The organism is Xanthomonas massiliensis, assembly GCF_900018785.1.
Taxonomy (GTDB): domain Bacteria; phylum Pseudomonadota; class Gammaproteobacteria; order Xanthomonadales; family Xanthomonadaceae; genus Xanthomonas_B; species Xanthomonas_B massiliensis.
The window spans coordinates 92912-116912 of the sequence record NZ_FCOY01000006.1; the positions used below are offsets into that span (position 1 = coordinate 92912).

21 protein-coding genes and 1 riboswitch are annotated in these 24001 nt (G+C 71.5%); of the genes, 15 read left to right on the forward strand and 6 right to left on the reverse strand.

Translation table 11 applies throughout. From position 1 onward, the window contains the following. Positions 1 to 67: 67 nt before the first annotated feature. The 9 genes from gph (at position 68) to BN3794_RS03805 (ending at position 11971) form a co-directional block, all read left to right on the forward strand. Positions 68 to 772 (forward strand): phosphoglycolate phosphatase, encoded by a 705-nt coding sequence (gph, locus tag BN3794_RS03765; protein ID WP_078059580.1) that lies wholly within the window; start codon positions 68 to 70, stop codon positions 770 to 772. Between the two features lie 830 nt (positions 773 to 1602). After that, the gene (locus tag BN3794_RS03770) at positions 1603 to 3993 is read left to right on the forward strand and encodes a TonB-dependent siderophore receptor (protein WP_147675643.1); all 2391 of its coding nucleotides are present in this window, start codon (positions 1603 to 1605) and stop codon (positions 3991 to 3993) included. 82 nt (positions 3994 to 4075) lie between these two features. Then, positions 4076 to 5020: an alpha/beta hydrolase gene (locus BN3794_RS03775; RefSeq protein ID WP_236493179.1), complete on the forward strand. Its 945-nt coding sequence runs from the start codon at positions 4076 to 4078 to the stop codon at positions 5018 to 5020. Then, positions 5017 to 6348 carry a class I SAM-dependent methyltransferase gene (locus tag BN3794_RS03780; protein WP_066093615.1) on the forward strand — a complete coding sequence of 444 codons (1332 nt, stop codon included), beginning with the start codon at positions 5017 to 5019 and terminating at the stop codon, positions 6346 to 6348. The genes BN3794_RS03775 and BN3794_RS03780 overlap by 4 nt, the downstream gene beginning before the upstream one ends. A 102-nt stretch (positions 6349 to 6450) precedes the next feature. After that, the gene (locus BN3794_RS03785) at positions 6451 to 7905 is read left to right on the forward strand and encodes a YncE family protein (RefSeq protein ID WP_066093620.1); all 1455 of its coding nucleotides are present in this window, start codon (positions 6451 to 6453) and stop codon (positions 7903 to 7905) included. A 133-nt stretch (positions 7906 to 8038) separates the two neighbouring features. Continuing rightward, entirely contained in the window at positions 8039 to 9010 is a 972-nt protein-coding gene (fepB, locus tag BN3794_RS03790) for a Fe2+-enterobactin ABC transporter substrate-binding protein (RefSeq protein ID WP_201455255.1), read from the forward strand. 42 nt (positions 9011 to 9052) lie between these two features. Beyond that, positions 9053 to 10087, forward strand: coding sequence for a FecCD family ABC transporter permease (locus tag BN3794_RS03795; RefSeq protein WP_078059582.1), 1035 nt, complete (start codon positions 9053 to 9055; stop codon positions 10085 to 10087). Continuing rightward, the gene (locus tag BN3794_RS03800; RefSeq protein ID WP_147675644.1) at positions 10084 to 11136 is read left to right on the forward strand and encodes a FecCD family ABC transporter permease; all 1053 of its coding nucleotides are present in this window, start codon (positions 10084 to 10086) and stop codon (positions 11134 to 11136) included. Before BN3794_RS03795 ends, BN3794_RS03800 begins: the two co-directional genes overlap by 4 nt. 10 nt (positions 11137 to 11146) lie before the next feature. Continuing rightward, positions 11147 to 11971: an ABC transporter ATP-binding protein gene (locus BN3794_RS03805; protein ID WP_066093625.1), complete on the forward strand. Its 825-nt coding sequence runs from the start codon at positions 11147 to 11149 to the stop codon at positions 11969 to 11971. A 116-nt stretch (positions 11972 to 12087) separates the two neighbouring features. On the opposite strand, the gene btuB is transcribed toward BN3794_RS03805, so the two are convergent. The 4 genes from btuB to queD all read right to left on the reverse strand — a co-directional run bounded on the left by btuB (position 12088) and on the right by queD (position 16216). After that, positions 12088 to 13944: a TonB-dependent vitamin B12 receptor gene (gene btuB, locus BN3794_RS03810; RefSeq protein WP_066093628.1), complete on the reverse strand. Its 1857-nt coding sequence runs from the start codon at positions 13942 to 13944 to the stop codon at positions 12088 to 12090. Between the two features lie 134 nt (positions 13945 to 14078). Further along, positions 14079 to 14296, reverse strand: a riboswitch (cobalamin riboswitch). 34 nt (positions 14297 to 14330) lie between these two features. Beyond that, the gene (locus BN3794_RS03815; RefSeq protein ID WP_066093630.1) at positions 14331 to 14717 is read right to left on the reverse strand and encodes a TfoX/Sxy family protein; all 387 of its coding nucleotides are present in this window, start codon (positions 14715 to 14717) and stop codon (positions 14331 to 14333) included. Beyond that, positions 14714 to 15199, reverse strand: coding sequence for a GAF domain-containing protein (locus BN3794_RS03820; protein WP_066093633.1), 486 nt, complete (start codon positions 15197 to 15199; stop codon positions 14714 to 14716). The genes BN3794_RS03815 and BN3794_RS03820 overlap by 4 nt, the downstream gene beginning before the upstream one ends. A 654-nt stretch (positions 15200 to 15853) precedes the next feature. Beyond that, entirely contained in the window at positions 15854 to 16216 is a 363-nt protein-coding gene (gene queD / locus BN3794_RS03825) for a 6-carboxytetrahydropterin synthase QueD (protein ID WP_187128038.1), read from the reverse strand. Between the two features lie 49 nt (positions 16217 to 16265). Here queD and BN3794_RS16920 point away from each other — a divergent pair, with 49 nt between their 5' ends. After that, on the forward strand, positions 16266 to 16391 hold the full coding sequence (locus BN3794_RS16920; RefSeq protein ID WP_268872071.1) for a hypothetical protein: 126 nt from the start codon (positions 16266 to 16268) through the stop codon (positions 16389 to 16391). Between the two features lie 12 nt (positions 16392 to 16403). Here BN3794_RS16920 and BN3794_RS03830 read toward each other — a convergent pair whose 3' ends face one another. Then, on the reverse strand, positions 16404 to 17768 hold the full coding sequence (locus BN3794_RS03830) for a DEAD/DEAH box helicase (RefSeq protein WP_066093638.1): 1365 nt from the start codon (positions 17766 to 17768) through the stop codon (positions 16404 to 16406). Positions 17769 to 18071: 303 nt separating this feature from the next. On the opposite strand from BN3794_RS03830, the gene BN3794_RS03835 reads away from it, so the two are divergent. After that, positions 18072 to 19052: a fumarylacetoacetate hydrolase family protein gene (locus tag BN3794_RS03835; RefSeq protein ID WP_066093642.1), complete on the forward strand. Its 981-nt coding sequence runs from the start codon at positions 18072 to 18074 to the stop codon at positions 19050 to 19052. A 22-nt stretch (positions 19053 to 19074) separates the two neighbouring features. On the opposite strand, the gene BN3794_RS03840 is transcribed toward BN3794_RS03835, so the two are convergent. After that, complete coding sequence (locus tag BN3794_RS03840) at positions 19075 to 20208, reverse strand: PilT/PilU family type 4a pilus ATPase (RefSeq protein ID WP_066093645.1); 1134 nt, start codon at positions 20206 to 20208, stop codon at positions 19075 to 19077. A gap of 97 nt (positions 20209 to 20305) precedes the next feature. Here BN3794_RS03840 and BN3794_RS03845 point away from each other — a divergent pair, with 97 nt between their 5' ends. The 4 genes from BN3794_RS03845 (at position 20306) to BN3794_RS03860 (ending at position 23681) form a co-directional block, all read left to right on the forward strand. Then, positions 20306 to 20695: a DUF4398 domain-containing protein gene (locus BN3794_RS03845; protein ID WP_066093648.1), complete on the forward strand. Its 390-nt coding sequence runs from the start codon at positions 20306 to 20308 to the stop codon at positions 20693 to 20695. Further along, positions 20692 to 21570 carry a coiled-coil domain-containing protein gene (locus BN3794_RS03850; RefSeq protein WP_066093651.1) on the forward strand — a complete coding sequence of 293 codons (879 nt, stop codon included), beginning with the start codon at positions 20692 to 20694 and terminating at the stop codon, positions 21568 to 21570. The genes BN3794_RS03845 and BN3794_RS03850 overlap by 4 nt, the downstream gene beginning before the upstream one ends. 350 nt (positions 21571 to 21920) lie before the next feature. Beyond that, entirely contained in the window at positions 21921 to 22139 is a 219-nt protein-coding gene (locus BN3794_RS03855) for an HP1242/YdcH family protein (RefSeq protein WP_066093654.1), read from the forward strand. A gap of 171 nt (positions 22140 to 22310) precedes the next feature. Beyond that, positions 22311 to 23681: a pyridoxal-phosphate dependent enzyme gene (locus tag BN3794_RS03860; RefSeq protein ID WP_066093657.1), complete on the forward strand. Its 1371-nt coding sequence runs from the start codon at positions 22311 to 22313 to the stop codon at positions 23679 to 23681. Positions 23682 to 24001: the final 320 nt, after the last annotated feature.

Below are 24001 nucleotides of genomic sequence, written 5' to 3' on the forward strand. Positions count from 1 at the left end.
GCGGGGCAGGGCGGGGCGCGGCCCCGGCACTACAATGGCGGGCTTGTCCTGCAGCCGGTTGCACGCGATGGCCTATCCCTACCCGCTGGTGATCTTCGACCTGGACGGCACGCTGGTGGACAGCGCGGCCGACATCGCCGAGGCCATGAACCGCACGCTGGCGCAATGGGGCCAGGCGCGCGTGCCGGAAGCGACGGTGCGTGGCTGGATCGGCGACGGCGTGCGCCGGCTGGTGGAGCAGGCCTTCGCCCACGCCGGCGCGGACGTCGACATCGATCGGGTGATGCCGGACATGATGCGCCACTACGGCGAATGCCTGCTGCTGGCGCCGCGCGTCTATCCGGGCGTGCGCGAGGCCCTGGCCGGCCTGCACGCGCGCGGCGCGCGCCTGGCGGTATGCACGAACAAGCCGTCGCGCTTCGTCGAACCGCTGTTGCGCCACCTGCAGCTGGACGGCTTCTTCGCGGCCTGGCTCGGCGGCGACAGCCTGCCCGAGCGCAAGCCCAGCGGCGTGCCGTTGCGGCACCTGGCCCAGGCCCAGGGCCTGGTGCCGGCGGCGTGCCTGATGGTCGGCGACTCGGCCACCGACGCGGCCGCCGCCCACGACGCGGGCATGCCGCTGGTGCTGGTGCGCTACGGCTATCCACGCGGCATGGACCTGGCCGCCGCCGGCGCCCTGGCCGTGGTGGACGACCTGCGCGAGTTGCTCGTGTTGCCCGCCACCAACACCAACGTCAACACTGGGACCAGCGCCGGGATCGGCAAGGCCTAGGCTCCCATCGCGAAAGCGAAAAGCGAAAAGCGAAAAGCGAAAGCGAAAGCAGGAAGTAGGAAGTAGGAAGCGGGGATGGAATCCCGGAGGCTGGAGCGTCGATTCCATCCACCCCGCATCCATGCCGGTCTGTCGCCGACGTGGTGGCGGACAGTGCACGGATCGTTGATTCGCCGCTTACGGCGAGTACTTGGAAATACCTGCACGCAGCATCGCGACGGCGGCTCATCATTTGCCGCATTCCGCATTCCGCATTCCGCATTCCGCATTCCGCACTCGGCACTCGGCACTCGGCACTCGGCACCCGGCACCCGGCACCCGGCACCCGGCACCCGGCACCCGGCACCCGGCACCCGGCACCCGGCACCCGGCACCCGGCACCGGCACCGGCACCGGCACCGGCACCGGCACGGGCATTCGGCACGGGCATTCGGCACGGGCATTCGGCACGGGCATTCGGCATTCGGCATCTGCACCTCGCACCTCGCACCTCGCCTCCGGTCTTTCCTTCCGGTGTTGCCCGGAGCCGATGCGCGTGCGGGCCAGGCGAGGCTTCCGCCGGACAAGGCGCGGCGTGCACACGCGTGACGGTGTGGCCGCCAGCGTCGTGTAGGCGACAACCAGCTAGGAGGGCAGAACCAGGTCCAGTCGCGTGGCGTGCGCAATCGCTTGTGATAATCGATCTCATTTGGGTATACTGCGGATTAAGGCCGGTGACGAATCCGTTTCGTGGGGACCGGGCCATCCGATTGACGCCTCCAGCCCGCTGCCAGAGGCCGGCGCAGCACCGTGCTGCGCGCAACCGATTTCTTCCAAAAGGACACGTCGACATGACCATTTCCAGGGCGGGCCAGTGCCTGTCGGGTTTCTTCGCGGCCAATACGCTGGCTCTCTCGGTGGCGCTGGCGATCGCCGCGCCGGCGGCGGCGCAGCAGGCGAGCAACGACGATACCGAGGCGCAATCCGAGCGCCGCGACGACAAGGACCAGGGGCGCCGCCATCGTGATCGTGGCGATCGCCGCCGCGGCGGCCACGAGCGGGGCCGCAACGAGGCCACCGACTTCGACACCGTGCACGTCACCGCCGCGCAGATCGCGCGCCAGGCGCTGGGCACCTCGACGATCACCGCCGAGGACATCGAGCAGCTTCCACCCGCCAACGACATTTCCGACATCCTGCGGCGCATGCCCGGCATCAACCTGTCCGGCAACAGCGCCTCGGGCCAGTACGGCAACAACCGCCAGATCGACATCCGCGGCATGGGCCCGGAGAACACCCTGGTGCTGGTGGATGGCAAGCGGGTCGGCTCGCGCGACTCGATCCGCATGGGTCGCAGCGGAGAGCGCAACACTCGCGGGGATACCAACTGGGTGCCGGCCGAGGCGATCGAGCGGATCGAGGTGCTGCGCGGGCCGGCCGCGGCGCGCTACGGCTCCGGCGCCGCCGGCGGTGTGATCAACATCATCACCAAGAAGCCTACCGGCGACCTGACCGGCACGGTCACCCTGTATGGCCTGGTTCCCGAGCATGGCGACGAAGGCGGCAGCGAACGCGCCGGCTTCACCCTGAGCGGGCCGCTCAGCGACGCCCTGTCGTTCCGCCTGTACGGCAACATCAACAAGACCGATGCCGACTCGCTGGACCTCAACGCGGACTATTCGGCCGGCACCACGCCGCCGGCCGGGCGCGAGGGCGTCAAGAACAAGGACGTCAACGGCCTGCTGCGCTGGGACGTCACCGCCGACCAGGTGGTCGAGTTCGAGGCCGGCTTCAGCCGCCAGGGCAACATCTACGCCGGCGACCGCGCCGTCAGCAACGCCGGTACCGCTCTGCTGACGGAACTGGCCAACGAGGGTGCAGAGACCAACCGCCTGTACCGCAGCAGCGGCGGCATCACCCATCGCGGCCGCTGGGGCGATGTCACCTCGCGCCTGACTTTGGGCTACGAAGGCACCAACAACACCCGGCTCAACGAAGGCCTGGCCGGTAGCGGCGAGGGCAGCATCAACACCGCCACCGGCTGGTCGACCTCGCGCCTGCGCAACTACCAGGCCGATGGCGAGGTGAACGTTCCGACCACGCTGGGTGGAACCGAGAACGTGTGGACCTTCGGCTTCGAGTACCTGGACAGCCGCCTCGAGGACCCGTTCTCGGTCACCCAGTCGGCCAGCAACGGCGGCGGCATCCCGGGGCTGGACGAGGACCGCGGCGGCGGCAAGGTCGATGCCCAGACCTCGGCGGTATTCGTCGAGGACAACATCTACCTGGGCGACCGCTGGATCCTCACCCCGGGCCTTCGCTTCGACCATCACAGCCAGTTCGGCAACAACCTGAGCCCGAGCCTGAACGCGCAGTTCAAGCTGGCCGAGCAGTGGCTGGTCAAGGGCGGCATCGCGCGTGCGTTCAAGGCGCCGAACCTGTACCAGTCGAACCCGAACTACCTGTACTACACCCGGGGCAACGGTTGCCCGACCAACTACCCCAGCTCGGCCGCCGGCGGAGGCGGGTGCTACGTGCAGGGCAATGCCGACCTGGCCGCGGAGACCAGCGTCAACAAGGAAATCGGCATCGAATGGGCGCCGGACAATGGCTACCACGCCTCGCTGACCTACTTCCACAACGACTACAAGAACAAGATCCAGGCCGGCTTCGTGCCGGTCGGCACCACGTCCTGCACCAGCGCCGGCGTGTGCTCGTGGGTCTTCAAGTGGGAGAACGCGCCCAAGGCCGTGGTGCGGGGCCTGGAGGGCAACGTCAACATTCCGCTGCTGGGCGAGCGCGGCGGCGTGCTCAAGTGGAACACCAACGTCACCTACATGATCGAGAACAAGAACAAGGAGACCGGCCAGCCGCTGTCGGTGATCCCCGAGTACACGGTGAACACCTCGTTGGACTGGCGCGCGACCGAGAACCTGACGTTGCTGCTGACCGGCACGTTCTACGGCGAGCAGGAACCGGCGCTCAACAACGTCAACAACGACGATCGCTGCGAGGGCGCCACCGCCGCCGCCTGCGACCTGCTGCGGCAGAAGCGCAAGCCCTACGAGATCTGGGGCGTGAGCGCGCGCTACCGCATCACCCCGAAGGTCAGCCTCGGTGCCGGCGTCAACAACCTGCTCGACAAGCGCCTGTTCCGCGAGGCCAACAGCAGCGGTGCCGGCGCGGCGACCTACAACGAGCCGGGGCGCGCCTACTGGGCTACGCTCAGCTTCGGGTTTTGATACGGGGCGTCGAGTGAAGCCATCCGTTCCACGCGATCGCCGCAGGGGCAGGGACATCGCGTCCCTGCCCCTGCTGTCGGGTGTGCTGGCCTTGTCGCTGCTGTCCGCCTCGCCGCAGGCGCTGGCGCAGCGGCGCGACTTCCAGCGCGAGATCGGCCCCACCGTGGCCGAGCACACGGCCGCGCAGTACCGCTTCGAGCGCTTCGTCGTCGCCAGTGCTGACGGCACGCGCAGCTGGCGCGTCAACCTGGGCATCCCCAGGGCGGCGCCGCCGGCCGGCGGCTTTCCCTCGTTCTGGATGCTCGACGGCAATGCGGCGCTGATGGAATTCGACGATGCGCTGCTGGACGAGCTGGCCCAGGTGCGTGCGCAGGTGCTGGTGTTCATCGGCTACGACAACCAGAAGCGCGTGGACACCGCCGCGCGCACCCGCGACTACACGCCGGTGGCGGCGCTGCGCGGCGAGGGCGAACAGGCCGCGCTGGCCGGCGGCGGCGCGGCGGAGTTCCTCGATGCCATCCAGACGCTGATCCGGCCCGAGGTAGAACGGCGCGCGCCGCTCGATGCACGGCAGCGCTCGCTGTGGGGGCACTCGTTCGGCGGGCTGTTCACGCTGCACGCGCTGTATGCCGGCGACGGCGCCTTCGCCACCTATGCGCCGGCCAGCCCGTCGCTGTGGTGGGCCGAGGGCTACCTGCTGGGCGAACCGGAGCGGGGCTTCTTCGACCACCACGCCGATGCGCGCGCGCGCGTGCTGGTGATGCTCGGCGGCGTGGAGCGCCATCCCGAGCAGGCCGGCCGCGCGGCCGGCGATCCGCGCCGGGCCGCGCACCTGCGCTGCGTGGCCTGCGTGCCGTCGGACTCGGCATTCCAGCTGTCCGAACGGCTGCGTGCGCTGCCCGGGCTGGACGTCGAGTACCGCGAATTTCCCGGCCTGGGGCACGGGCCGATGCTGCGCGCCTCGCTGCTGTACGCGCTGCACGTGGTGGCCGGCATCCCCGACCACAGCGGCGATGCGCGATCATGAGCGCAGACGGCCGCGGCGAAGGCCGGGACTATGCGGTCGATGTCGCCTACCCCGGCCGTTTCCATCGTGAGACCATGCCGGGCTGGCTGCACGCGGTGGCCATCGCCCTGGGCCGGCACGCGCCTGATCCGGCCCGCGCCTTCCGCCAGGCCGAACTCGGCTGCGGCGACGGCCTGAACCTGGTGGTGGCCGCGGCGCTGCACCCGCACGGCGAGTTCGTCGGCCTGGACCTGGACCCTGCGCACATCGCCGCCGCGCGCGCACTGGCCGCCGCCGTGGGATTGGACAACGTGCGCTTCGTGCACGGCGATGTGGCCGATCCGTCCGCCGCACTGGCGCGCGGCAGCTTCGACTTCGTGGTCAGCCACGGCATGTGGTCGTGGATTGCCGATGCCACGCGCCAGGCCGCCACCGCACTGGCGGTGGACCTGCTGCGCCCCGGCGGGCTGGCCATGGTCAGCTACATGAGCCATCCCGGCGCCTCGGTGCTGGCCGCGCTGCAGCGCCTGCTGCGCGAGTACGCCGCCGGTTGCGCCGGCGATGCCGGTGAGCGCGCAGCGCAGGCGCTGGCGTTCGCCCGCCGCCTGGCCGCGGCCGGTGCCGGGCTGTTCGCCGAGCATCCCGGGCTGGCGCGCCAGCTGCAGGCGATGATGGCCGAATCGCCGCAGCAACTGGCGCACGAGTTCCTCGCCGGGCACTGGCAGCCGCTGCACGCGGCCGAGGTCATGCGGGCGTTCGCCGACGCCGACGCCGAGTGGATCGGCAGCGCCACGCCGATCGAGAACATCGACGCGCTGTCGGTGCCGGGCAATGCGCTGCCGCTGCTGCGCGAGGCGACCACGCCGGCGCTGGCCGAGACCGTGCGCGATGCCGCGCGCCACCAGAGCCTGCGCCGCGACCTGTTCCAGCGCGGCGGCGCCGCCCTCGACACCACCGCGCACCTGGCCGCGCTGGATGCGCTGACGTGGATCGCCGCGCCGGGGTCGCCGCCCGCCGGTGGGCTGGTGCTCGATACCCGCATCGGCCCGGTGCAGGTGCCGGCCGAGCTGTGCGGTCCGCTGCTGCGGCGTCTGGCGCAGGGACCGGCAACGCATGCCGAGCTGCGCCGGTTGGCTCCGTTCGCGCAGCGACCGGACGTACTCAACCAGGTCACCCAGGCGCTGCTGTGGGCCGGCAGCATCCACCCGCAGGCCGCTGCCGCCGACGGGTCCGGTGCCAGCGCCGCACTGCAGCGGTGCCTGGACGCACGTCCCGCTCCGCGCTGGCGGCCATGGCCGCAGGCCGGAAGCGCACTGCCGCAACCGGCCGTGCCCCCGCATTCACCGTGAACCGGTCCGTCGCTGTTCGTTCCATCCCCTGTTGCCAAGGCAGCTCCTCATCCCAGGCAGATCGCAACGGCGCTCCCGGCGCCCCTTGAAGAGGTTCCAACCATGAAACTCCGTTCTTACGCTTCACCTTCCTCCCGGTGGCTGAGCACGTCCCTGCTGGGACTGGCGCTGGCCGGCTGCATCGGCACGGCGCTGGCGCAGCAGGCGCCCGGCCGCGGCGGCCCGTCCGGCCCGGCGGTGCGCGTCACCGCGCCGGTGGTGCTGGCCGGTGCGACCGTCGAGGTGGCCGGTAGCGGCTTCAAGCCGGGCCAGAAGATCACCCTGTCCGCCGGCGGCGCCGCGCTCAACGCCCAGCCCTACGTCGCCGACGGCGAGGGCAAGTTCGCCGGCACGCTGGTGGTTCCGGCCGACGCCGGCCTGGGCGCCTATCCGGTGACGGTGGCGGCCGACGGCACCGCCGAGGGCCTGTCGCCGCTGCAGCTGAAGATCTCCAAGCAGGTGCCGCTGTCGGGCCAGGGCGGCTTCGAGGTCGTCTCCAGGAAGCTGGTCCAGGGCCTGTACCAGTCCGCCTACAGCGCCAAGGGCAACGCGGTGTTCGTCACCAGCGCGGTCGGGCGGCCCCCGGTCAGCCAGTCGGCGCTGCTGAAGGTCGATCCGCGCAGCCTGGACATCCTGGCCCAGGTCGCCCCGCAGCCGGCGCCGGTGCAGCCGCGCGAAGGCGACGGCGAGGACGGTCCGGCCGCCGGTGGCCGGCAGGGCGCACGCGAGCCGGGCGTGTACGCGGTCTACGGCGTTGCCGTGGACGATGCGCACGGCAACGTCTGGGTGACCAATACCCGCCAGAATACGGTGGCGGTATACCGCCAGTCCGACCTGAAGCTGGTCAAGCAGTTCCCGGTCGGCGCCGTGCCGCATTCGCGCGACGTGGTGGTCGACGCGGCGCGCGGCCGCGCCTACGTGTCGGCCGTGGGCGAGGACTACATCGCGGTCTTCGATACCCGCAAGCTCGCCCCGCTGGCCAACATCCCGGTGGCCTCCGCCACGGCCGGCGGCACGTTCGCGCCGGTCTCGCTGTCGCTGGATGCGGCCACCGGCAAGGTGTACGCGGTGAGCCTGCGCAGCGCCGAGGCCGCGGTCATCGACGGGCCCACCGGCAAGGTCGACAAGGTGATCCCGCTGCAAGGCACCCAGGGCGCCATCGGCGTGGCCTACGATTCGGCCGCGCACCACCTGCTGGCGGTATCGCAGAGCAGCGACAACCTGCTGATCGTGGACGTGGCCAGCGGCCGCGTGCTGCACGACGTCTACGTCGGTGCCGGCGCGCTGGGCGTGGCCTACGACCCGGTCCACCGCCTGGCCTATGTCGCCAGCCGCGCTGCCGGCACGGTCACGGTGGTGGATGCGCAGGGCCGGATCGTCGCCAACCTCGACGGCGGCACCTACCCCAACCATGTCGCGGCCGACGGCAAGGGCGACGTGTTCCTGATCAACAAGTCGCGCGGCGAGGACGATCCCCAGGGCGACCGCATCACCCGCATCACGCCCCGGGCCCAGTGAGCCCGTGCCGCGGCCGGCCCGGCCGCGGCACCGTGCATGGCGCACCGCCGCCCGGTCCGCTGCCGTCCGGGCGGCGGATCGGGCACACTGTGGGCGATAATCATTTCCCTGTCGGATGGACGAGGTGTCGGTAGTGAAGCGCGTATTCGGTGGGTTCGCCGTCGGTCTCCTGGGCATGGTGCTGGCCGGCTGCGGCGGCACCGACCGCGACGCCGGCAAGGCCGCGGCAGCGGTGGCACCGGCCGCGGCATGGCGCAGTTTCGCCAACGCCGACGGCACCACGACCGCGATCCCGCGCCCGCCCCAGCGCATCCTGTCCACCTCGGTGGCGATCACCGGCACCCTGCTGGCGATCGACGCACCGGTGGCGGCCAGTGCATCGACGGCCAAGAACCAGTTCTTCGCACAATGGAACGAGGTGGCCACGCAGCGCGGGGTGGAGAACGTCTGGCCGGTCGGCAACATCGACCTGGAGGCCGCCTATGCGGTCAAGCCGGACCTGATCGTGGTGGCCCGCACCGGCAACGATTCGGCCATGGCGCAGCTGGCCGAACTGAAGAAGATCGCCCCGACGATCGTGCTCGACTACGGCGACAAGACCTGGCAGGAACTGGCCGTCGAACTGGGCCGCGCCACCGGCCACGAGCAGCAGGCCGCCGCGCGCATCGCCGCCTTCGACCGGCACGTCGCCGAGGCCCGGGCGAAGATCCATCCGCCGGAAGGCCAGACCGACATCATCAGCTTCAACGGCCCCGGCATGGGCAACCCGATCGCCACCCACGAGAGCGCCCACGGGCGCCTGCTGCAGGCCCTGGGGTTCGACATCGAGGAGCCGGACCCGTCCTGGCAGACCAACAACGCCGGCGGCCGCAAGGATTTCGTCTGGGCGCCGTACGAGAACCTGCCGCGGCTCACCGCGCGCACCACCTTCCTGCTCAGCGTCGACGACGACGGGACCCGCAAGTTCGTCGACGATCCCCTGCTGGCCAACCTGCCGTCGGTGCGCGCGCACCAGGTCTACGGGCTGGGCCGCGATTCGTTCCGGATCGACTACTTCAGCGCGACCGAGATCGTCGACGGCATCGTCGCCAAGTTCGGCCAATGAACCGGCGGCGCGGGCAGGCTCGCGGCACTGGCGCCGGGGACCATGCGCACTGAGCGTGCGCGCCCGTCGCCGCGGGCGCGGCACCGGCGTCGCCGCAACGGCCTGCTGCTGGGCCTGGCGGTGCTGGCGGCCCTGGTGGTGGCCAGCTTCTGCATCGGCACGCGCGATGTCCCGCTGGCCACGACCTGGCAGGCGGTGCATGCCTTCGACCCGGCCGACAGCGACCACCTGCTGGTGCGCATGCTGCGCATCCCGCGCACCCTGGTGGCCGTCGTCGCCGGCTGCGCGCTGGGCGCGGCCGGGGCGGTGATGCAGGCGCTGACGCGCAACCCGCTGGCCGACCCCGGCCTGCTCGGCGTCAACGGCGGTGCGGCCACCGCGATCGTGGTGGCGGTGGCGGTGTTCGGCGTCACCGACATCACCGGCTACCTGTGGTTCGCGCTGGCCGGCGCGGCCCTGGCCGCGGTGGGCGTCTACCTGCTGGGCGGGGCGCGGCGCGGCATCGACCCGGTGCGGCTGGTGCTGGCCGGGGTGGCGCTGACGGTGGTGCTGCAGGCGCTGGCCCAGCTGGTCCTGGTCAACAGCGACGATGCGGTGTTCGACCAGTTCCGCCATTGGGCGGTCGGTTCGCTGCAGGGACGCGGCCAAGGCGTGCTGCTGCCGGTGGCGCTGGCCACCGCGGCGGGCGCGGCGCTGGCGCTGGCGTTGGCGCGGCCGCTGGACGCGGTGATGCTGGGCGAGGACCTGGGCCATGCGCTGGGCGCCCACCCGGCCCGGGTGTGGGTGCTGGCCATGCTGGCGGTGGTGGTGCTCTCCGGGGCCGCCACTGCCGCGGCCGGGCCGCTGGGCTTCATCGGCCTGACCGCCCCGCACCTGGCGCGGCGGGTGGTCGGGCCGGAACACCGCTGGCTGATCCCGTACTCGATGCTGGTGGCGGCGATCCTGCTGGTGGCGGCCGACACCCTGGGCCGGGTGGTGGCACGGCCCGACGAGATCGGCGTGGGCATCATGGCCGCCCTGCTGGGCGGGCCGTTCTTCGTGGCGCTGGCGCGCCGCCGCCGGATCGCGCGCCTGTGAGCACGCTGCCGGCCCGCACCGGCGCGAACCGGGTCTGGCACCGCGGCGGCCATTCGCTGGTGGTGTACCCGCGCGCCTGGCTCGTCGCCGCGGTGCTGGTGCTGCTGGCGCTGGCGCTGGTGGCGTGCGAACTGCTGGCCGGGCGCATGGCGCTGGCGCCGCAGCAGGTGCTCGATGCGCTGCTCGGCCGCGGCGATGGCGGCATCGCCGACCGCATCGTGCTCGACATCCGCCTGCCGCGCGCGCTGACCGCGCTGTTCGCCGGTGCCGCGCTGGGCGTGTCCGGCGCGGTGTTCCAGTCGGTGTCGCGCAACCCGCTGGGCTCGCCGGACGTGATCGGCTTCACCGTCGGCGCGGCGACCGGCGCCATCGCCCAGATCGTGCTGTTCGACCAGGGCGTGGTTCACGTGGCACTGGCCGCGGTCGCCGGCGGCCTGGCCACCGCGGTGCTGGTCTACCTGCTGTCGCTGCGCGCCGGGGTGAGCGGCGGCTACCGGCTGGTGCTGGTCGGCGTCGGCATCGGCGCGATCCTGGATGCCCTCAACGGCCTGATGCTGGTCAAGGGCGACCTCGACAACGCGGTGACGGCCAACCTGTGGCGCGCCGGCTCGCTGGAAGCGCGCGGCTGGCAGCACGTGCTGCCGGTGCTGGCCGGCGTGGCGCTGCTGCTGCCGTGCGTGCAGGTGCTGGCGCGGCGCCTGGAGCTGATCGAGATGGGCGATGACATGGCGCGCCAGCTCGGCGTGGCGGTGGAACGCACGCGCCTGGCGGCGATCGCCTGCGGCGTGCTGCTGGCGGCGCTGGCCACCGGCGCCGCCGGGCCGATCGCGTTCGTGGCGCTGGCCGCCCCGCAACTGGCCGCGCGGCTGTGCCGCGGCGGCCGCCTGCCGGTGCTGGGATCGGCGGCGATGGCCGCCTGCCTGCTGCTGCTCGCCGATACCCTGGCCCAGGCGCTGCCGGGGCGGCTGGTGCTGCCGATCGGCCGGGTCACCGGGATCGTGGGCGGGATCTACCTGATGTGGCTGCTGACCCGGCCGCGCAGGGCATGAGGATGCAACGATGACGCACGAACGCGCGGGCGCGTCCGCCGCGCCGCTGGTCGGCGAGAAGCTCACCCTGTCCTACGAATCGCGCCAGGTGGTGCACGGGCTGGACGTGCACATCCCGGCGGGGAAGGTCACCGTGATCGTCGGCCCCAACGCCTGCGGCAAGTCCACGCTGCTGCGCGCACTGGCGCGGCTGCTGGTGCCCCAGGCCGGGCGGGTGCTGCTGCACGGGCGCGACATCCGCGACTATCCGACCCGCGAGGTGGCACGCATGCTCGGCCTGCTGCCGCAGTCGCCGGTGGCGCCGCCGGGCATCTGCGTGGCCGACCTGGTGGCGCGCGGGCGCTTCCCGCACCAGACCCTGCTGCGGCAGTGGTCCGAGCGCGACGAGCGCGCGGTGGCCGAGGCGATGCGCCGGACCCAGGTGGACGCGCTGGCCGACCAGCTGGTGGATGCCTTGTCCGGCGGCCAGCGCCAGCGCGTGTGGCTGGCGATGGCCATCGCCCAGGAGACGCCGATCCTGCTGCTCGACGAGCCGACCACGTTCCTGGACATCGCCCACCAGTACGAGCTGCTGGAGCTGTGCCGCCGGCTCAACCGCGACGGCGGCCGCACCCTGGTGATGGTGCTGCACGACCTCAACCAGGCCGCGCGCTACGCCGACCACGTCATCGCGATGAAGGCCGGCGCGATCGTGGCCGCCGGTACGCCGCAGCAGGTCATCACGGCGCCGGTCATCGAATCGGTGTTCGGCATCCGCTCGCTGGTGGTTCCCGATCCGGTGACCGCCACGCCGATGGTGGTGCCGATCCCGCCGGCTTCGTACCCGCAAGGCTAGCCCGGCCTGCCTGGCGTGCGCCAGGCAGGCCGGAAGATCGGCGCCGCACGTGTACGGCGCCAGGCATGGCCCGCGCTCCCTTCGCCGGTAGCGAAGGGGAAGGCAGGCTGCGCCGGTCAGCGGCCCTGGTAGCGCAGGGTCAGCTGGTACTCGCGGCCGGGCTGGTTGTACCAGGCCACGGTCTCGTAGCGGCGGTCGAACACGTTGGCGGCCCGTGCCTGCAGGGCCCATGCCGGCGTCAATGCGTATTCCACCCGCAGGTCCACGGTGCCGTAGCCGGCCAGGCGCACGCTGTTGGCGGCATCGTCGAAGCGGTGGCCGGCACCGTTGGCGGTGATGCCCAGGCGCAGCGGGCCGAAGCCGCGGTCCACGTCCAGGCGCCCGCCCAGGTGGGCGCGGCGGGCGAGCCAGTTGTCGTGGTTGGCGCCGTCGCTGTCGTTGCGCGCATCGGTCCAGCTGGCCTGCGCGGCGACGTCGAAGCCGGCCAGCTTCACCGCACCGGCCAGTTCGGCGCCGCGGATGCGCGCCTTGTCGATGTTCACGATGTTGTAGGCGCCGTCGTAGCCGATCATGTCCTCGATGCGCGTGCGATAGGCATTGAAGCTCCAATTCCAGCCCTGTCCGTACTGCGCCAGCCCCAGGTTCGCGCTGCGCGACTTCTCCGGCTTGAGCGCCGGGTTGCTGAAGCCGGGGTAGTACAGGTCGTTGAAGGTCGGGGCGCGGAAGCCGGTGCCGGCGCTGGCGGTCAGCCGGAAGCCCGGCCCGAAGGCGAAGCCGTAGCCCAGCGTGCCGGTGGCATGGTGGCCGAACTGCTCGTTGTCGTCCTCGCGCACGCTGGCCTGCAGCTGGTGCGCGCCGAAGCGGCCCTGGTACTGGGCGAACACGCCGGTGTTGCGGCGGCTGGACTCGTCGTAGGCAGTGGTGGCATCGACGTGGTCGCGCTGCCAGTCCACGCCGGCGCTGAGCAGCTGGTCGGCGGTCGCGGCGAAGTCGCCCTGCAGCGAGGCGGTGTCGCGGCGGGTGTCGTAGACGGCCACGGGCACGCGCTGGCGGACATCGTGGCTGGCATCCCAGTACACGTCGGCGTCGTCCTCGTTGCGGCCGACGCGCGCGGTGACCGTCACCCGCGCGTCCGGGCGCCAGGCCAGCATGCCGCCGGCCACCTGCTGGCGGTTGTCGGACAGGTTGCCGGCATAGGCGCTGCCGTCGTACCAGTTGCGCGAGGCGGCATGGAGCACCTGGCCCTCGACGCTGACGGTGTCGCCGAGGGCGTAGCCGCCGCGGACGCCGATGGAGGTGTTGCGGTAGCCGTCGCGGTCGGGCTCGTCCACGTAGCAGCCGGCGAACAGCGCCGCCGACCCGCGGCAGGCGTCGATGCCGTCGCTGTCCTGCCAGGCGCCGTGCACCGCCAGCCAGCCGCGCTCGCCGCGGTTGGAGAAGCCGGCGCTGGCCTGGCGCAGGCCATGGCTGCCGCCGCCGAGGCTCAGGTCCTGCGCCAGCCCGGGGCCGGCCTGGCGGGTGAAGATCTGGATCACGCCGCCCACCGCGTCGGCACCGTACAGGCTCGAGGCCGGCCCGCGCACGATCTCGATGCGTTCGATCTGGGCCGGCGGCAGGTCCTGGATCGCGGCCAGGCCGCTGGTGGCCGAGCCGACGCGCACGCCGTCCACCAGCACCAGCACCTGCGACGAACCGGCCCCGCGCAGGAAGATCGAGCTGAGCTTGCCCAGGCCGCCCTGGTTGACGATGTCCACCCCGGCGCGGCCGCGCAGCAGGTCCATCAGCGACAGGGCCTGGCTGGCCTCGATGTCGGCGCGGTCGATGACCTGCACCGGGGCGAGGCTGTCCTCCAGCGCGATGGGGGTGCGGGTGGCGGTGACCACCACCGGATCCAGGTCGGCGGCGGCCCCGTCGGCCAGCGCCACGCCGGGGATCGCGATGGCGACCGCGGCGGAAAGCAGGTGCAGCTTCATATCGTGGGAACTCCCGGCGGCACGCACGCCCGCGCACCGCCCACAGCAGGGGATAGGCGGTTGCCGGGAAGGAGACGACGGGCAGGAAGGCGTGCACGCACGACGGACTGCCGCCGCCATGCCCGCCGCATCGCAACCGGTCGCCTTCCTGGCCGGTCTCCGGGCTTGCGGGCGGAAGGATGCACCTTCCCGTCCGGACGCCTTCCCGTGCATCGCACAGTGGCCTGTTGTCCGGACTTGTCCCACCTACCGTTGCGGGGGCAGCGCCGGCATGGCGCCCGTACCGGACGCGTCACCGGCTTCCCGTTTAAACCCCGGCAGGGCCGGGGTCACCAGAAAGTGCGTGCCAGTCTACGGCATGGCCGCGCGGCGACCAATGCGCGGTTTCAATCCGCGACCGCCGGATCGTCGTGCGCCGGTTCCACCGGCAGGAACCCGCCGTCGGCATCGGCGCCATCGCCATCGTCGTCGCGGGCGCGCGCTGGATCGCCGGCCGGCCGTGCCTGCGCCGCAGGCGACTGCCCGGCGGCGGCTTCGTATTCGGCCACCAGCTGTTGCCGGCGCGGCTCGGGCACCTGTTGCCAATGGCAGTCCAGCAGTGCGCCTTCCAGCGCGTACAGCAGGTTCAGGCTGGGCCGGAAGCCGGCCCGGCGCACCTTGAGGAAGGCGCCGACCGGCCCGGCGGCGACCAGATCGGCCTGGCTGCGGATGCCGACCTGGCGCAACCAGGCCGCGCTCTTGGGGCCGATGTTGCGCAGGCCGACGGTGTTCACGCCAGCGCGTCCACGAAGGCGGCGGCGATCGTTTCCAGACCCTGCTGGTCCTGCGCGTCGAAGCGGGCCGGCACCGGGCTGTCCAGGTCGAACACGCCGACCAGCTCACCGTGGCGGACCAGCGGCACCACCAGCTCCGAACGCGACGCGGCGTCGCAGGCGATGTGGCCGGGAAAGGCGTGCACATCCTCGATGCGCTGGGTCTGGCGGCTGCGCGCGGCGGCCCCGCACACGCCCTTGTCCAGCGGGATGCGCACGCAGGCAGGCAGGCCCTGGAACGGGCCGACCACCAGCTCGTGGCCGTCGAAGAAATAGAAGCCGACCCAGTTCAGGTCCGGCAGCGCGTGGTAGACCAGGGCCGAGAGATTGGCGGCATTGGCGATGCGGTCGCGCTCGCCGTGGACCAGGGCCCGGGCCTGGTCGGCCAGCTGCGCGTACTGTTCCGGCTTGCCGCCGGCGAGCGGGGAAGAGGCGAAGGACATGACGCGATTCTAGGGCCATTCCCGGTGGTCGAGCAGGGACGGCAGCGGCGGCCGCCTCCTCTGGCCGGGGCGGGGCTGCGACTGGTCGGGGCATCGTCCTGGCGGAACGCCGGTACTGCAGACGGCAGGGCCGGCGAGACTTGCAGGCAGTAGGGCCGGGGAAGACGTTCCGGCATGCCGGTTCCGGATGGGAAAGCGGCGCGGAGCGGGAATCCCGCGCCGGACCGTTCGTCCGTGAGCGGGCGAGGGAGGGCACGAGCCGGCCATCCTTCCGGCAATGCCGCATGCGCTGGCTTGAAGCGCGCCGGCTCCGGCAGCCGCGGCAGGGCTTGGCCCCGGCCGGAAGCAACGGCGGCAGGACCCGGGCCGGCGCCGGCGGGGAATGAGCCAAGGTGCCCCGGGTCCCGATCTGGTGCCCCGGCGACGGCGACGCAAGCCGCCGCTTACCGGCGGATGCCTGTCGCCATTGCGAATTTCGGATGCCATAAAAAAAGGACCCGACAGAGGGAGGGATCTGTCGGGTCCGGGTCTGCACGGGGGGAGGGACCCATGCAAAACGCTGTGCGCCAGACACGTCGTGTCATGGCTGTTGGGATGCAGCATACCCAATTCCTGCTGCAGTGCAACAGGGAGTGGGGGCGGCCTTGCGGACGTTCAGCCGCGGTAGCGGCAGCCGGAGGTGCAGGTCTCGTGCACCACCACCTCGGCCAGCAGCGGCAGGGCCGGCTTCAGGCGCTGCCAGATCCACATCGCCAGCCGTTCGCTGGTGGGGTTCTCCAGGCCCTCGATCTCGTTGAGGTAGTGGTGGTCCAGCTGGTCGTACAGGGGCTGGAAGGCCGCCTTGACCTGGCCGAAATCCATCACCCAGCCGCTGTCCTCGCCGACCTCGCCACGCAGATGCAGTTCGACCCGGAACGAATGGCCGTGCAGGCGCGCGCACTTGTGCCCCGCCGGCACGTTCGGCAGCCGATGCGCGGCTTCCAGGGTGAAGACCTTGAAAATGTCCATGGCTGCCATTGTACGGAGCGGGCGGGACCGGGGGGCTCCGTGTCGCCATGGGGCGTGTATGCCAGCCTCGGCGCCGGAGGGCCGGCGCTGGGAAGACCTGGAGCGCTACATCGGCCTGACCGCCGGGGTGCTCGATGCCTATCGCGAGCGCATCGAGCGCAGCACCGCGCTGCTTGGCGGCTGACGCCGGCGGCGCTCAGGCCTGGCGGTGGTCGCGCCGGGCCTGGCGCTCGGCCGGACGCCGCGTCTCCTGCGGACGCGGACCGCCGTTGCCGCGGCGCTCGCCGGCCGGCTTGGCGCTGGCGTGCGCGGCGGGACGGCGCTGGCCCTCGACGGGCGGGTGCGGACGGCGGGCACGCTTGCGCGGCGGGCGCACGCCACCGGGCTGCTCGGCCTTGCCCGGGGCGCTGTTGCCCCAGCGGATCGGCACCTGCGGCTCGAAGCCGGGCACGTCGCGGATGTCCATGTCCTGGTTGAGCAGGCGCACGATCTGGCGCAGCAGCTTGGCCTCGTCCTGGGCCACCAGCGAGATCGCCTCGCCCTGGGCGCCGTTGCGGCCGGTGCGGCCGATGCGGTGCACGTAGTCCTCGGCCACCATCGGCAGGTCGTAGTTGATCACCCGCGGCAGGTGGTCGATGTCGATGCCGCGCGCGGCGATGTCGGTGGCCACCAGCACCGGCACCCGGCCGGACTTGAAGTCGCCCAGGGCGCGCTGGCGCTGGCCCTGGCTCTTGTTGCCGTGGATCGCCGCGGCGCGGATGCCGGACTTCTCCAGGAACAGCGCCAGCTTGTCGCTGCCGTGCTTGGTGCGGGCGAACACCAGCGTCTGCACGCCGGGCGCGCTGGCCAGCAGGTGCAGCAGCAGTTCGCGCTTGCGGCCGCCGTCGACCGGATGCACGCGGTGGGCGATGGTATCGGCCACGGTGTTCTTCGGGGTGACCATCACCTCGCGCGGGTCGTGCATGAATTCCAGCGCCAGCTGCCGGATCGGCTCGGCGAAGGTGGCCGAGAACAGCAGGGTCTGGCGGTTCTGCTTGGGCAGCACCGCGAGGATGCGCTTGATCGAGGGCAAAAAGCCCATGTCCAGCATGCGGTCGGCCTCGTCCAGCACCAGCACCTCGACGCCGGACAGGTCCACGCTGCGCTGCTGGATGTGGTCGATCAGCCGGCCCGGGCAGGCCACCAGCAGGTCCACGCCACGGCGCAGCGCGGTCAGCTGGTTGCCCATGCCCACGCCGCCGTAGATCAGCGTGGACGGCACGCGCAGGTACTTGCCGTAGGCGCGCAGGTTGTCGTGCACCTGCACCGCCAGCTCGCGGGTCGGGGTGAGCACCAGCGCCCGCGGCCGGTGGCTGCGGTTGGGGGTGGCGGCCAAGTGCTGCAGCAGCGGCAGGCCGAAGGCGGCGGTCTTGCCGGTACCGGTCTGCGCGCCGGCCAGCAGGTCGTGGCCTTCCAGCACCAGCGGGATGGCCTGCTGCTGGATCGGGGTCGGGGTGTCGTAGCCCTGTTCGGAAAGGGCACGCAGCAGGGTGGGCGCAAGGCCCAGGGATTCGAAGGACATCAATGGCTCCAGAAAGGGAGGGCGATGCCGGCGCAGGCAGGCGCCTGGCGACATCGGCAGTTCGCCGCGTTCCCTTGAACCGCGCGTACGAACGAAGGCTCGGCCGGCGCGGATGCGCAGACCGGAATGCATGGCCACTGGCGTCGGAGGGGCGGCGGCCCGGAACGGGCGCCGACAGGCCCGGGGAAACGGACGAGCGCTGGCAGACCGGAGCATTGTAGCGCCAGTGCATGCGGCAGCGCAGCTTGGTCGCAGTGGCCTGCGACCGGGACAATGCACGCGGTTCATGCAGAAGGGTGGCCGTTGAAGCTCGCATCGCTCAGGCACGGCCGCGACGGCCGGCTGCTGGTGGTCTCGCGCGACCTGGCGCGCGCGGTGGCGGCCGGGGCCATCGCGCCGACGCTGCAGGCCGCCCTGGACGACTGGGACGCGCTCGCCCCGGCCCTGCAGGCGCTGGCCGCGGCCCTGGAGGCCGGCCGCTGCGCCCAGGCCTTCCCGCTGGTGGTGCAGGACCTGGCCGCGCCGCTGCCGCGTGCCTACGAATTCCTGGACGGCAGCGCCTACCTGCCGCACGTGGAACGGGTCCGGCGCGCCCGCGGTGCGGCCATGCCGCCGGCGTTGTACGAGGACCCGCTGATGTACCAGGGCGGCAGCGGCGCCTTCCTCGGCCCGCGCGAGGCCATCGTGCTGCCCGACCCCGGCCACGGCATCGACCTGGAAGCGGAGGTGGCGGTGGTCACCGGCGACGTGGCGATGGGCGTGTCGCCGGCGCGCGCCCTGGACCAGGTCCGCCTGGTCGGCCTGCTCAACGACGTGTCGCTGCGCGCGCTGATCCCGGCCGAGCTGGCCAAGGGCTTCGGCTTCGTCCAGTCCAAGTCGCGCTCGGCCCTGTCGCCGGTGCTGGCCACCCCGGACGAGCTCGGCCCGGCCTGGCGCGACGGGCGCCTGCACGGCGCGATGCGCGTGCGCGTCAACGGTGCCCTGCTGGGGATGACGGAGGCCGGCCAGGACATGCAGTTCGGGTTCGACCGGCTCATCGCCCACGCCGCCCGCACCCGCGGCCTGGTCGCCGGCACCGTGGTCGGCGCCGGGACCGTGGCCAACCACGACATCTCCCGTGGTGCCTCGTGCCTGGCCGAGCAGCGCACCATCGAGACCCTGCGCGACGGCCGCCCGTCCACGCCGTGGCTGCGCCCGGGCGACACGATCGCGATCGAGCTGGTGCTGGACGACGGGACCTCGCCGTTCGGCGCGATCGAGCAGCGCGTGGTCGTGCCCGGCTGATGCCCGGCGCGATACCGCGGGATCAGCCGAACCCGTGGGTGATCGCCGGCGCGGCCTGCTGGTTGAAGTCCGAGTAGGGGTCCAGCTCGCCGGAACCGCCCTCGGACAGCCGGAACTTGAGGGCCAGGCCATCGCGCGAATCGGCCGCGCGCAACGCCTCCTCCTGCTCGATGATGCCCTGCTTGGCCATCCGGAACAGGCACTGGTCGAAGGTCTCCATGCCCTGTTCCAGCGACGCCTCCATCGCCGGCTTGATCTCGTGGATCTGCCCGCGGCGCAGCAGGTCGCGGATCATCGGCGTGTTGATCAGCACCTCGGTGGCCGGGCGCCGCCGCCCGTCCACGCCCTTGACCAGCCGCTGCGAGATCACCGCGTGCAGGTTCAGCGACAGGTTCATCAGGATGTTCTTGTGCGCGCTCTCGGGGAAGAAGTTGAGGATGCGCTCGATGGTCTGGTCGGCGTTGTTGGAGTGCAGCGTGGCCAGGCACAGGTGGCCGGTCTCGGCGAAGGCGATGGCCGATTCCATCGTCTCCGCGTCGAGGATCTCGCCGATCAGGATCACGTCCGGCGCCTCGCGCATGGCGTTGCGCAGCGCGTTGTGGAAGGCATGGGTGTCCAGGCCCACCTCGCGCTGGTTGACGATGGACATCTTGTGGCGGTGCAGGTACTCGATCGGGTCCTCGATGGTGAGGATGTGCCCGGCCGTGGTGCTGTTGCGGTGGTCGATCATCGAGGCCAGCGAGGTGGACTTGCCCGAGCCGGTCGAGCCGACCACCAGCACCAGGCCGCGCGGGGTCATGATCACGTCCTTGAGCACCTGCGGCAGGTTCAGCTCCTCGATGGTCGGGATCTTGCTGCGGATCGCACGGATCACCAGGCCGACCTCGCCGCGCTGCTTGAACACGTTGATGCGGAACCGGCCGGCGTCGGGCAGGGCGATGGCCATGTTCATCTCCAGCTCGCGCTCGAACTGAGGCACCTGGCCCTCGTCCATCAGCGAGTAGGCGATCTTCTTGACCATGCCCGGCGGCAGGCCGGTCGAGCCCAGCGGGTAGAGCTTGCCCTCGATCTTGATGTAGACCGGTGCCCCGGTGGTCAGAAACATGTCCGAGGCGTTCTTCTCGGTCATCAGTTTCAGGAAATAGCCGATATCCATCGCGCAACGGTTCCCCAATTCCGCGGCCGCCGCCCGTTGCAAGGGCCGCCTCCGCTTCCGACAATGGCCGCGCCAGGACTTCCAGCACAGCTCCCCAATGAAATCTAGCTTCGCACAATTGCGCCGTCCCCTGTATGTGATCGCGTGCGCGTATGCACTGGCGGTTGCGCCGCTGCAGGCCCAGCAGGCCCCGCTGCCCGAGCTGGACACGGCCCAGCAGGCCGTCCAGCGCGCCGCCGACGCCGATGCCGACCAGTACGCCCCGGATCTGCTGGCGCTGGCGCGGCAGGAGCTGCAGGCCGCCCAGAGCGCCGCGCAGGACCGCCGCCAGCGCAAGCAGGCCCCGGGCATCGCGTTGCGCGCCGCGGCCGACGCCGACCTGGCCCGGGCGCGCAGCGACCAGGCCGCGGTGGCCGCGCAGCTGGCGCAACGCCGCAACGAGGTGCAGCAGCTGCAGAAGCTGGTCGGCACGGGAGCCGCCCAATGAGCGCCCTGTCCCTGCGTTCGCGGATCCTGCCCCTGGCGGTGCTCGCCGCCCTGCCGCTCGCCGCCCTGGCCGCCCCGGACCCGGAGGTGGCCCAGCTGAACCAGCGCCTGGACGCGCTGCAGGCCGACGCCCAGACCGCCGACCAGGCGCGCTACGAGCAGCTGATGGCGCGCCAGGCCGTGGCCACCTTCGCCAATGCCAAGCGCCGCGACCTGGACGATGCCCGCTACCTGGCCGAGCGCCGGGTGGACATCGCCGAGACGACCGCGCGCACCGCGGTCCTGCGCCAGCAGCTGGACGCGCTGGAGGCCAAGCGCAGCGACCTGCTGCTGAAGGCCTCGCAGCTGGAGGTCGCCCGCGCCCGGCAGGAAGCCGAGCGCCTGCGCGTCCAGGCCCAGATCCAGAGCGAGGAGGCCGAGCGCCTGCGCCAGGAGGCCGCCGACGAGGCCCAGGCGCGCCAGGATGCCCAGCAGGCCCTGGACCAGGCGGCCGGCAAGCAGACCGCCCGGCTCGGCGCCGCCCAGCAGAAGGCGGCCCGGCTGGCCCGCGAGGAAGCCGAGCTGGAATCGGGAGCCAAGTTGCCGCCGTCGAACTTCGACGCGCGGGGCGAGACCTTCGCCTTCGCCGCGGCCGCGTTCAGCGGGTCCGGGCTGTCGGCCTCGGGCAAGGACCAGGGCAAGGCGCTGGCCCAGTACCTGCAGATCGGGGCCAAGGGCAAGGTGCGCATCGAGGCCTACGCGGACGATGCGGCCGCCGCGCAGAAGCGTGCCCAGGCCCTGAAGGACGCGCTGGTGGCCGGTGGCGTGGCCGCTTCGCGTTTGAGTGTCTCCGGCAAGAAGGGTGCGTCCAAGGCCAGCGTGGTGGTCTCGCCCTGAGCGAGGAGCGTCGTGCATCCTATTGATTGGAAAGGAATTGGCAGCGACCGTCTTGACCTTGCTGCCGCCGCGCTGAATGCGAATGCGGCCATCGCGCTGAATGCGCGCCGGGCCCTTGCCGGCCGCCGGAGGCAGGCGTAGGGTCGGAAGTCCGGCGGGACTTCGCCCGCCGGGAATGACGGAGGATCCGGCCGATGCTGCGCTGGCGTGAACCCGCTCAATTCCGCCCGCTGCCGCGGGCAGTGCAGGTGGCAGGCTCGTTGCCCGCCGCGCCGGTCCGGTTCCTTCTCCCTGTGACGCCCCGAGCCCCTGGCCGGGGCGTTCTTGTCTGTGCCTGAAGGAGGTCCATCATGTTCGAAGGGCAGTCCCCGTCCGAAATCGAGTCCCTGACGAAATCCGACCCCGCGTTCCGCAAGCTCTACCATCACCACAGGACGCTGGACAAGAAGTGCATGGATGCCGAACTTGGCGTGTTGCCGATCGATGCGGACACGCTGGCCCAGATGAAGCGCGAAAAGCTCCAGGCCAAGCAGCGCTTGTTGCGCATGTACTCCGAGCGCAAGCACTAGCGACCGGTTTTGCTCGTCGCGGACGCAGGCGGATACCTCGTCGGCCGCCTGCCGTCCGCGCCGATCTTGTCCCGGTACATGACCGTGCGGCATGAGGTCATGCGCTGACTTGGCCGGCCGGGCCGTCGATAATGGGCGTCCAGCCGCGACAGCGGCGCCGTTCCCGCTGCCATGACCATCCATTCCTCCGTACTCGAACTGATCGGCCAGACGCCGATCGTCCAGGCCCAGCACCTCGATACCGGCCTGTGCCAGCTGTTCCTCAAGCTGGAGAACGCCAATCCCGGCGGCTCGATCAAGGACCGCATCGGCCTGAAGATGATCGAGGCGGCCGAGCAGCGCGGCGACATCGCGCCCGGCGCGACGCTGGTGGAGGGCACCGCCGGCAATACCGGCCTCGGGCTGGCCCTGGTCGCCCAGCAGAAGGGCTACCGGCTGATCCTGGTGGTGCCCGACAAGATGAGCCGCGAGAAGATCTTCAACCTCAAGGCGATGGGCGCCGAGGTGGTGCTGACCCGCTCGGACGTGGCCAAGGGCCATCCGGAGTACTACCAGGACCTGGCCGCCAAGATCGCCGCCGACACGCCCGGGGCGTACTTCATCAACCAGTTCGGCAATCCGGACAACCCGGCGGCGCACGAGTTCGGCACCGGTCCGGAAATCCTGGCGCAGCTGGACGGGCGCTTGGACGCGGTGGTCGTCGGCTGCGGCAGCTCCGGGACCATGACCGGCCTGTCGCGCGCCTTCGCCCGGCTGTCGCCGGACACGGAGATCGTGCTGGCCGACCCGGTCGGCTCGATCCTGGCCCAGTACATCAACGAGGGCACGCTCAGCGAGAAGTCCGGCAGCTGGCTGGTGGAGGGCATCGGCGAGGACTTCCTGCCGCCGATCTCCGATTTCAGCCGGGTATCGAAGGCCTACGCGATCAGCGACGCCGAGAGCTTCCACACCGCGCGCGAGCTGCTGGCGCGCGAGGGGATCCTTGGCGGCTCTTCCACCGGTACGCTGCTGGCCGCGGCATTGAGGTACTGCCGCGAGCAGACCGAACCCAAGCGCGTGCTGGTGCCGGTGTGCGATACCGGCAACAAGTACCTGTCCAAGATGTACAACGACTACTGGATGGCCGACAACGGCTTCCTGGCGCGGCCGCAGCATGGGGACCTGCGCGACCTGATCCTGCGCCCGTACAGCCAGCGCGATACCGTGATCGTCGGCCCCAACGACCTGCTCACCACCGCCTACCAGCGCATGAAGCTGTACGACGTGTCGCAGCTGCCGGTCATGGAAGGCGACGACCTGGTCGGCATCGTCGATGAAAGCGACGTCCTGCTGCACGTCTACGGCGACGAGGCCCGCTTCCGCGACCCGGTTTCCACGGCCATGGTCAGCAAGCTCGACCGGCTCGACGTCAAGTCGCCGATCGAGGCCCTGCTGCCGGTGTTCGACCGTGGCCAAGTGGCGATCATCATGGACGGGCCGCAGTTCCTGGGCCTGATCACCCGCATCGACCTGCTCAACTACCTGCGCCGCCGCGTGCAGTGATGCTTGTCCGGCATTGGCCGCGCGGGCCGACGGCCGGGCCAGGCTCCCGACATCCATCGCACGTGGGTCGAGGCCACGCGCCCGACTCCACGGCCGCAGGCCGCGGCCATGCCCCCGGATGCCACGACAATCGTGATCGGGGGCGCACACCAGGTGCCACCGCAGCCGTAGGCTGTGCCACGACGCCTGCGCGGGCCCATCGCCGTGTCCGGCCCCGGGCAGGCACGATGGCCTGCGTCGCCGCGTGCCGTCAGCGTGCGGGTACGCCGGGCGACGCGTCGTAAGGATGTCCAGGCCCGGTGTTGCCTCATGTCGTTCAG

Coding starts and splice junctions, on each gene's coding strand:
- BN3794_RS03785 (WP_066093620.1), top strand. CDS start 6,451: ATGAAACTCCGTTCTTACGCTTCACCTTCCTCCCGGTGGCTGAGCACG.
- BN3794_RS03820 (WP_066093633.1), bottom strand. CDS start 15,199: ATGTCCTTCGCCTCTTCCCCGCTCGCCGGCGGCAAGCCGGAACAGTAC.
- BN3794_RS03805 (WP_066093625.1), top strand. CDS start 11,147: ATGACGCACGAACGCGCGGGCGCGTCCGCCGCGCCGCTGGTCGGCGAG.
- queD (WP_187128038.1), bottom strand. CDS start 16,216: ATGGCAGCCATGGACATTTTCAAGGTCTTCACCCTGGAAGCCGCGCAT.
- BN3794_RS03830 (WP_066093638.1), bottom strand. CDS start 17,768: ATGTCCTTCGAATCCCTGGGCCTTGCGCCCACCCTGCTGCGTGCCCTT.
- gph (WP_078059580.1), top strand. CDS start 68: ATGGCCTATCCCTACCCGCTGGTGATCTTCGACCTGGACGGCACGCTG.
- BN3794_RS03770 (WP_147675643.1), top strand. CDS start 1,603: ATGACCATTTCCAGGGCGGGCCAGTGCCTGTCGGGTTTCTTCGCGGCC.
- BN3794_RS03845 (WP_066093648.1), top strand. CDS start 20,306: ATGAAATCTAGCTTCGCACAATTGCGCCGTCCCCTGTATGTGATCGCG.
- BN3794_RS03780 (WP_066093615.1), top strand. CDS start 5,017: ATGAGCGCAGACGGCCGCGGCGAAGGCCGGGACTATGCGGTCGATGTC.
- BN3794_RS03795 (WP_078059582.1), top strand. CDS start 9,053: ATGCGCACTGAGCGTGCGCGCCCGTCGCCGCGGGCGCGGCACCGGCGT.
- BN3794_RS03855 (WP_066093654.1), top strand. CDS start 21,921: ATGTTCGAAGGGCAGTCCCCGTCCGAAATCGAGTCCCTGACGAAATCC.
- btuB (WP_066093628.1), bottom strand. CDS start 13,944: ATGAAGCTGCACCTGCTTTCCGCCGCGGTCGCCATCGCGATCCCCGGC.
- BN3794_RS03840 (WP_066093645.1), bottom strand. CDS start 20,208: ATGGATATCGGCTATTTCCTGAAACTGATGACCGAGAAGAACGCCTCG.
- BN3794_RS16920 (WP_268872071.1), top strand. CDS start 16,266: ATGCCAGCCTCGGCGCCGGAGGGCCGGCGCTGGGAAGACCTGGAGCGC.
- BN3794_RS03850 (WP_066093651.1), top strand. CDS start 20,692: ATGAGCGCCCTGTCCCTGCGTTCGCGGATCCTGCCCCTGGCGGTGCTC.
- BN3794_RS03860 (WP_066093657.1), top strand. CDS start 22,311: ATGACCATCCATTCCTCCGTACTCGAACTGATCGGCCAGACGCCGATC.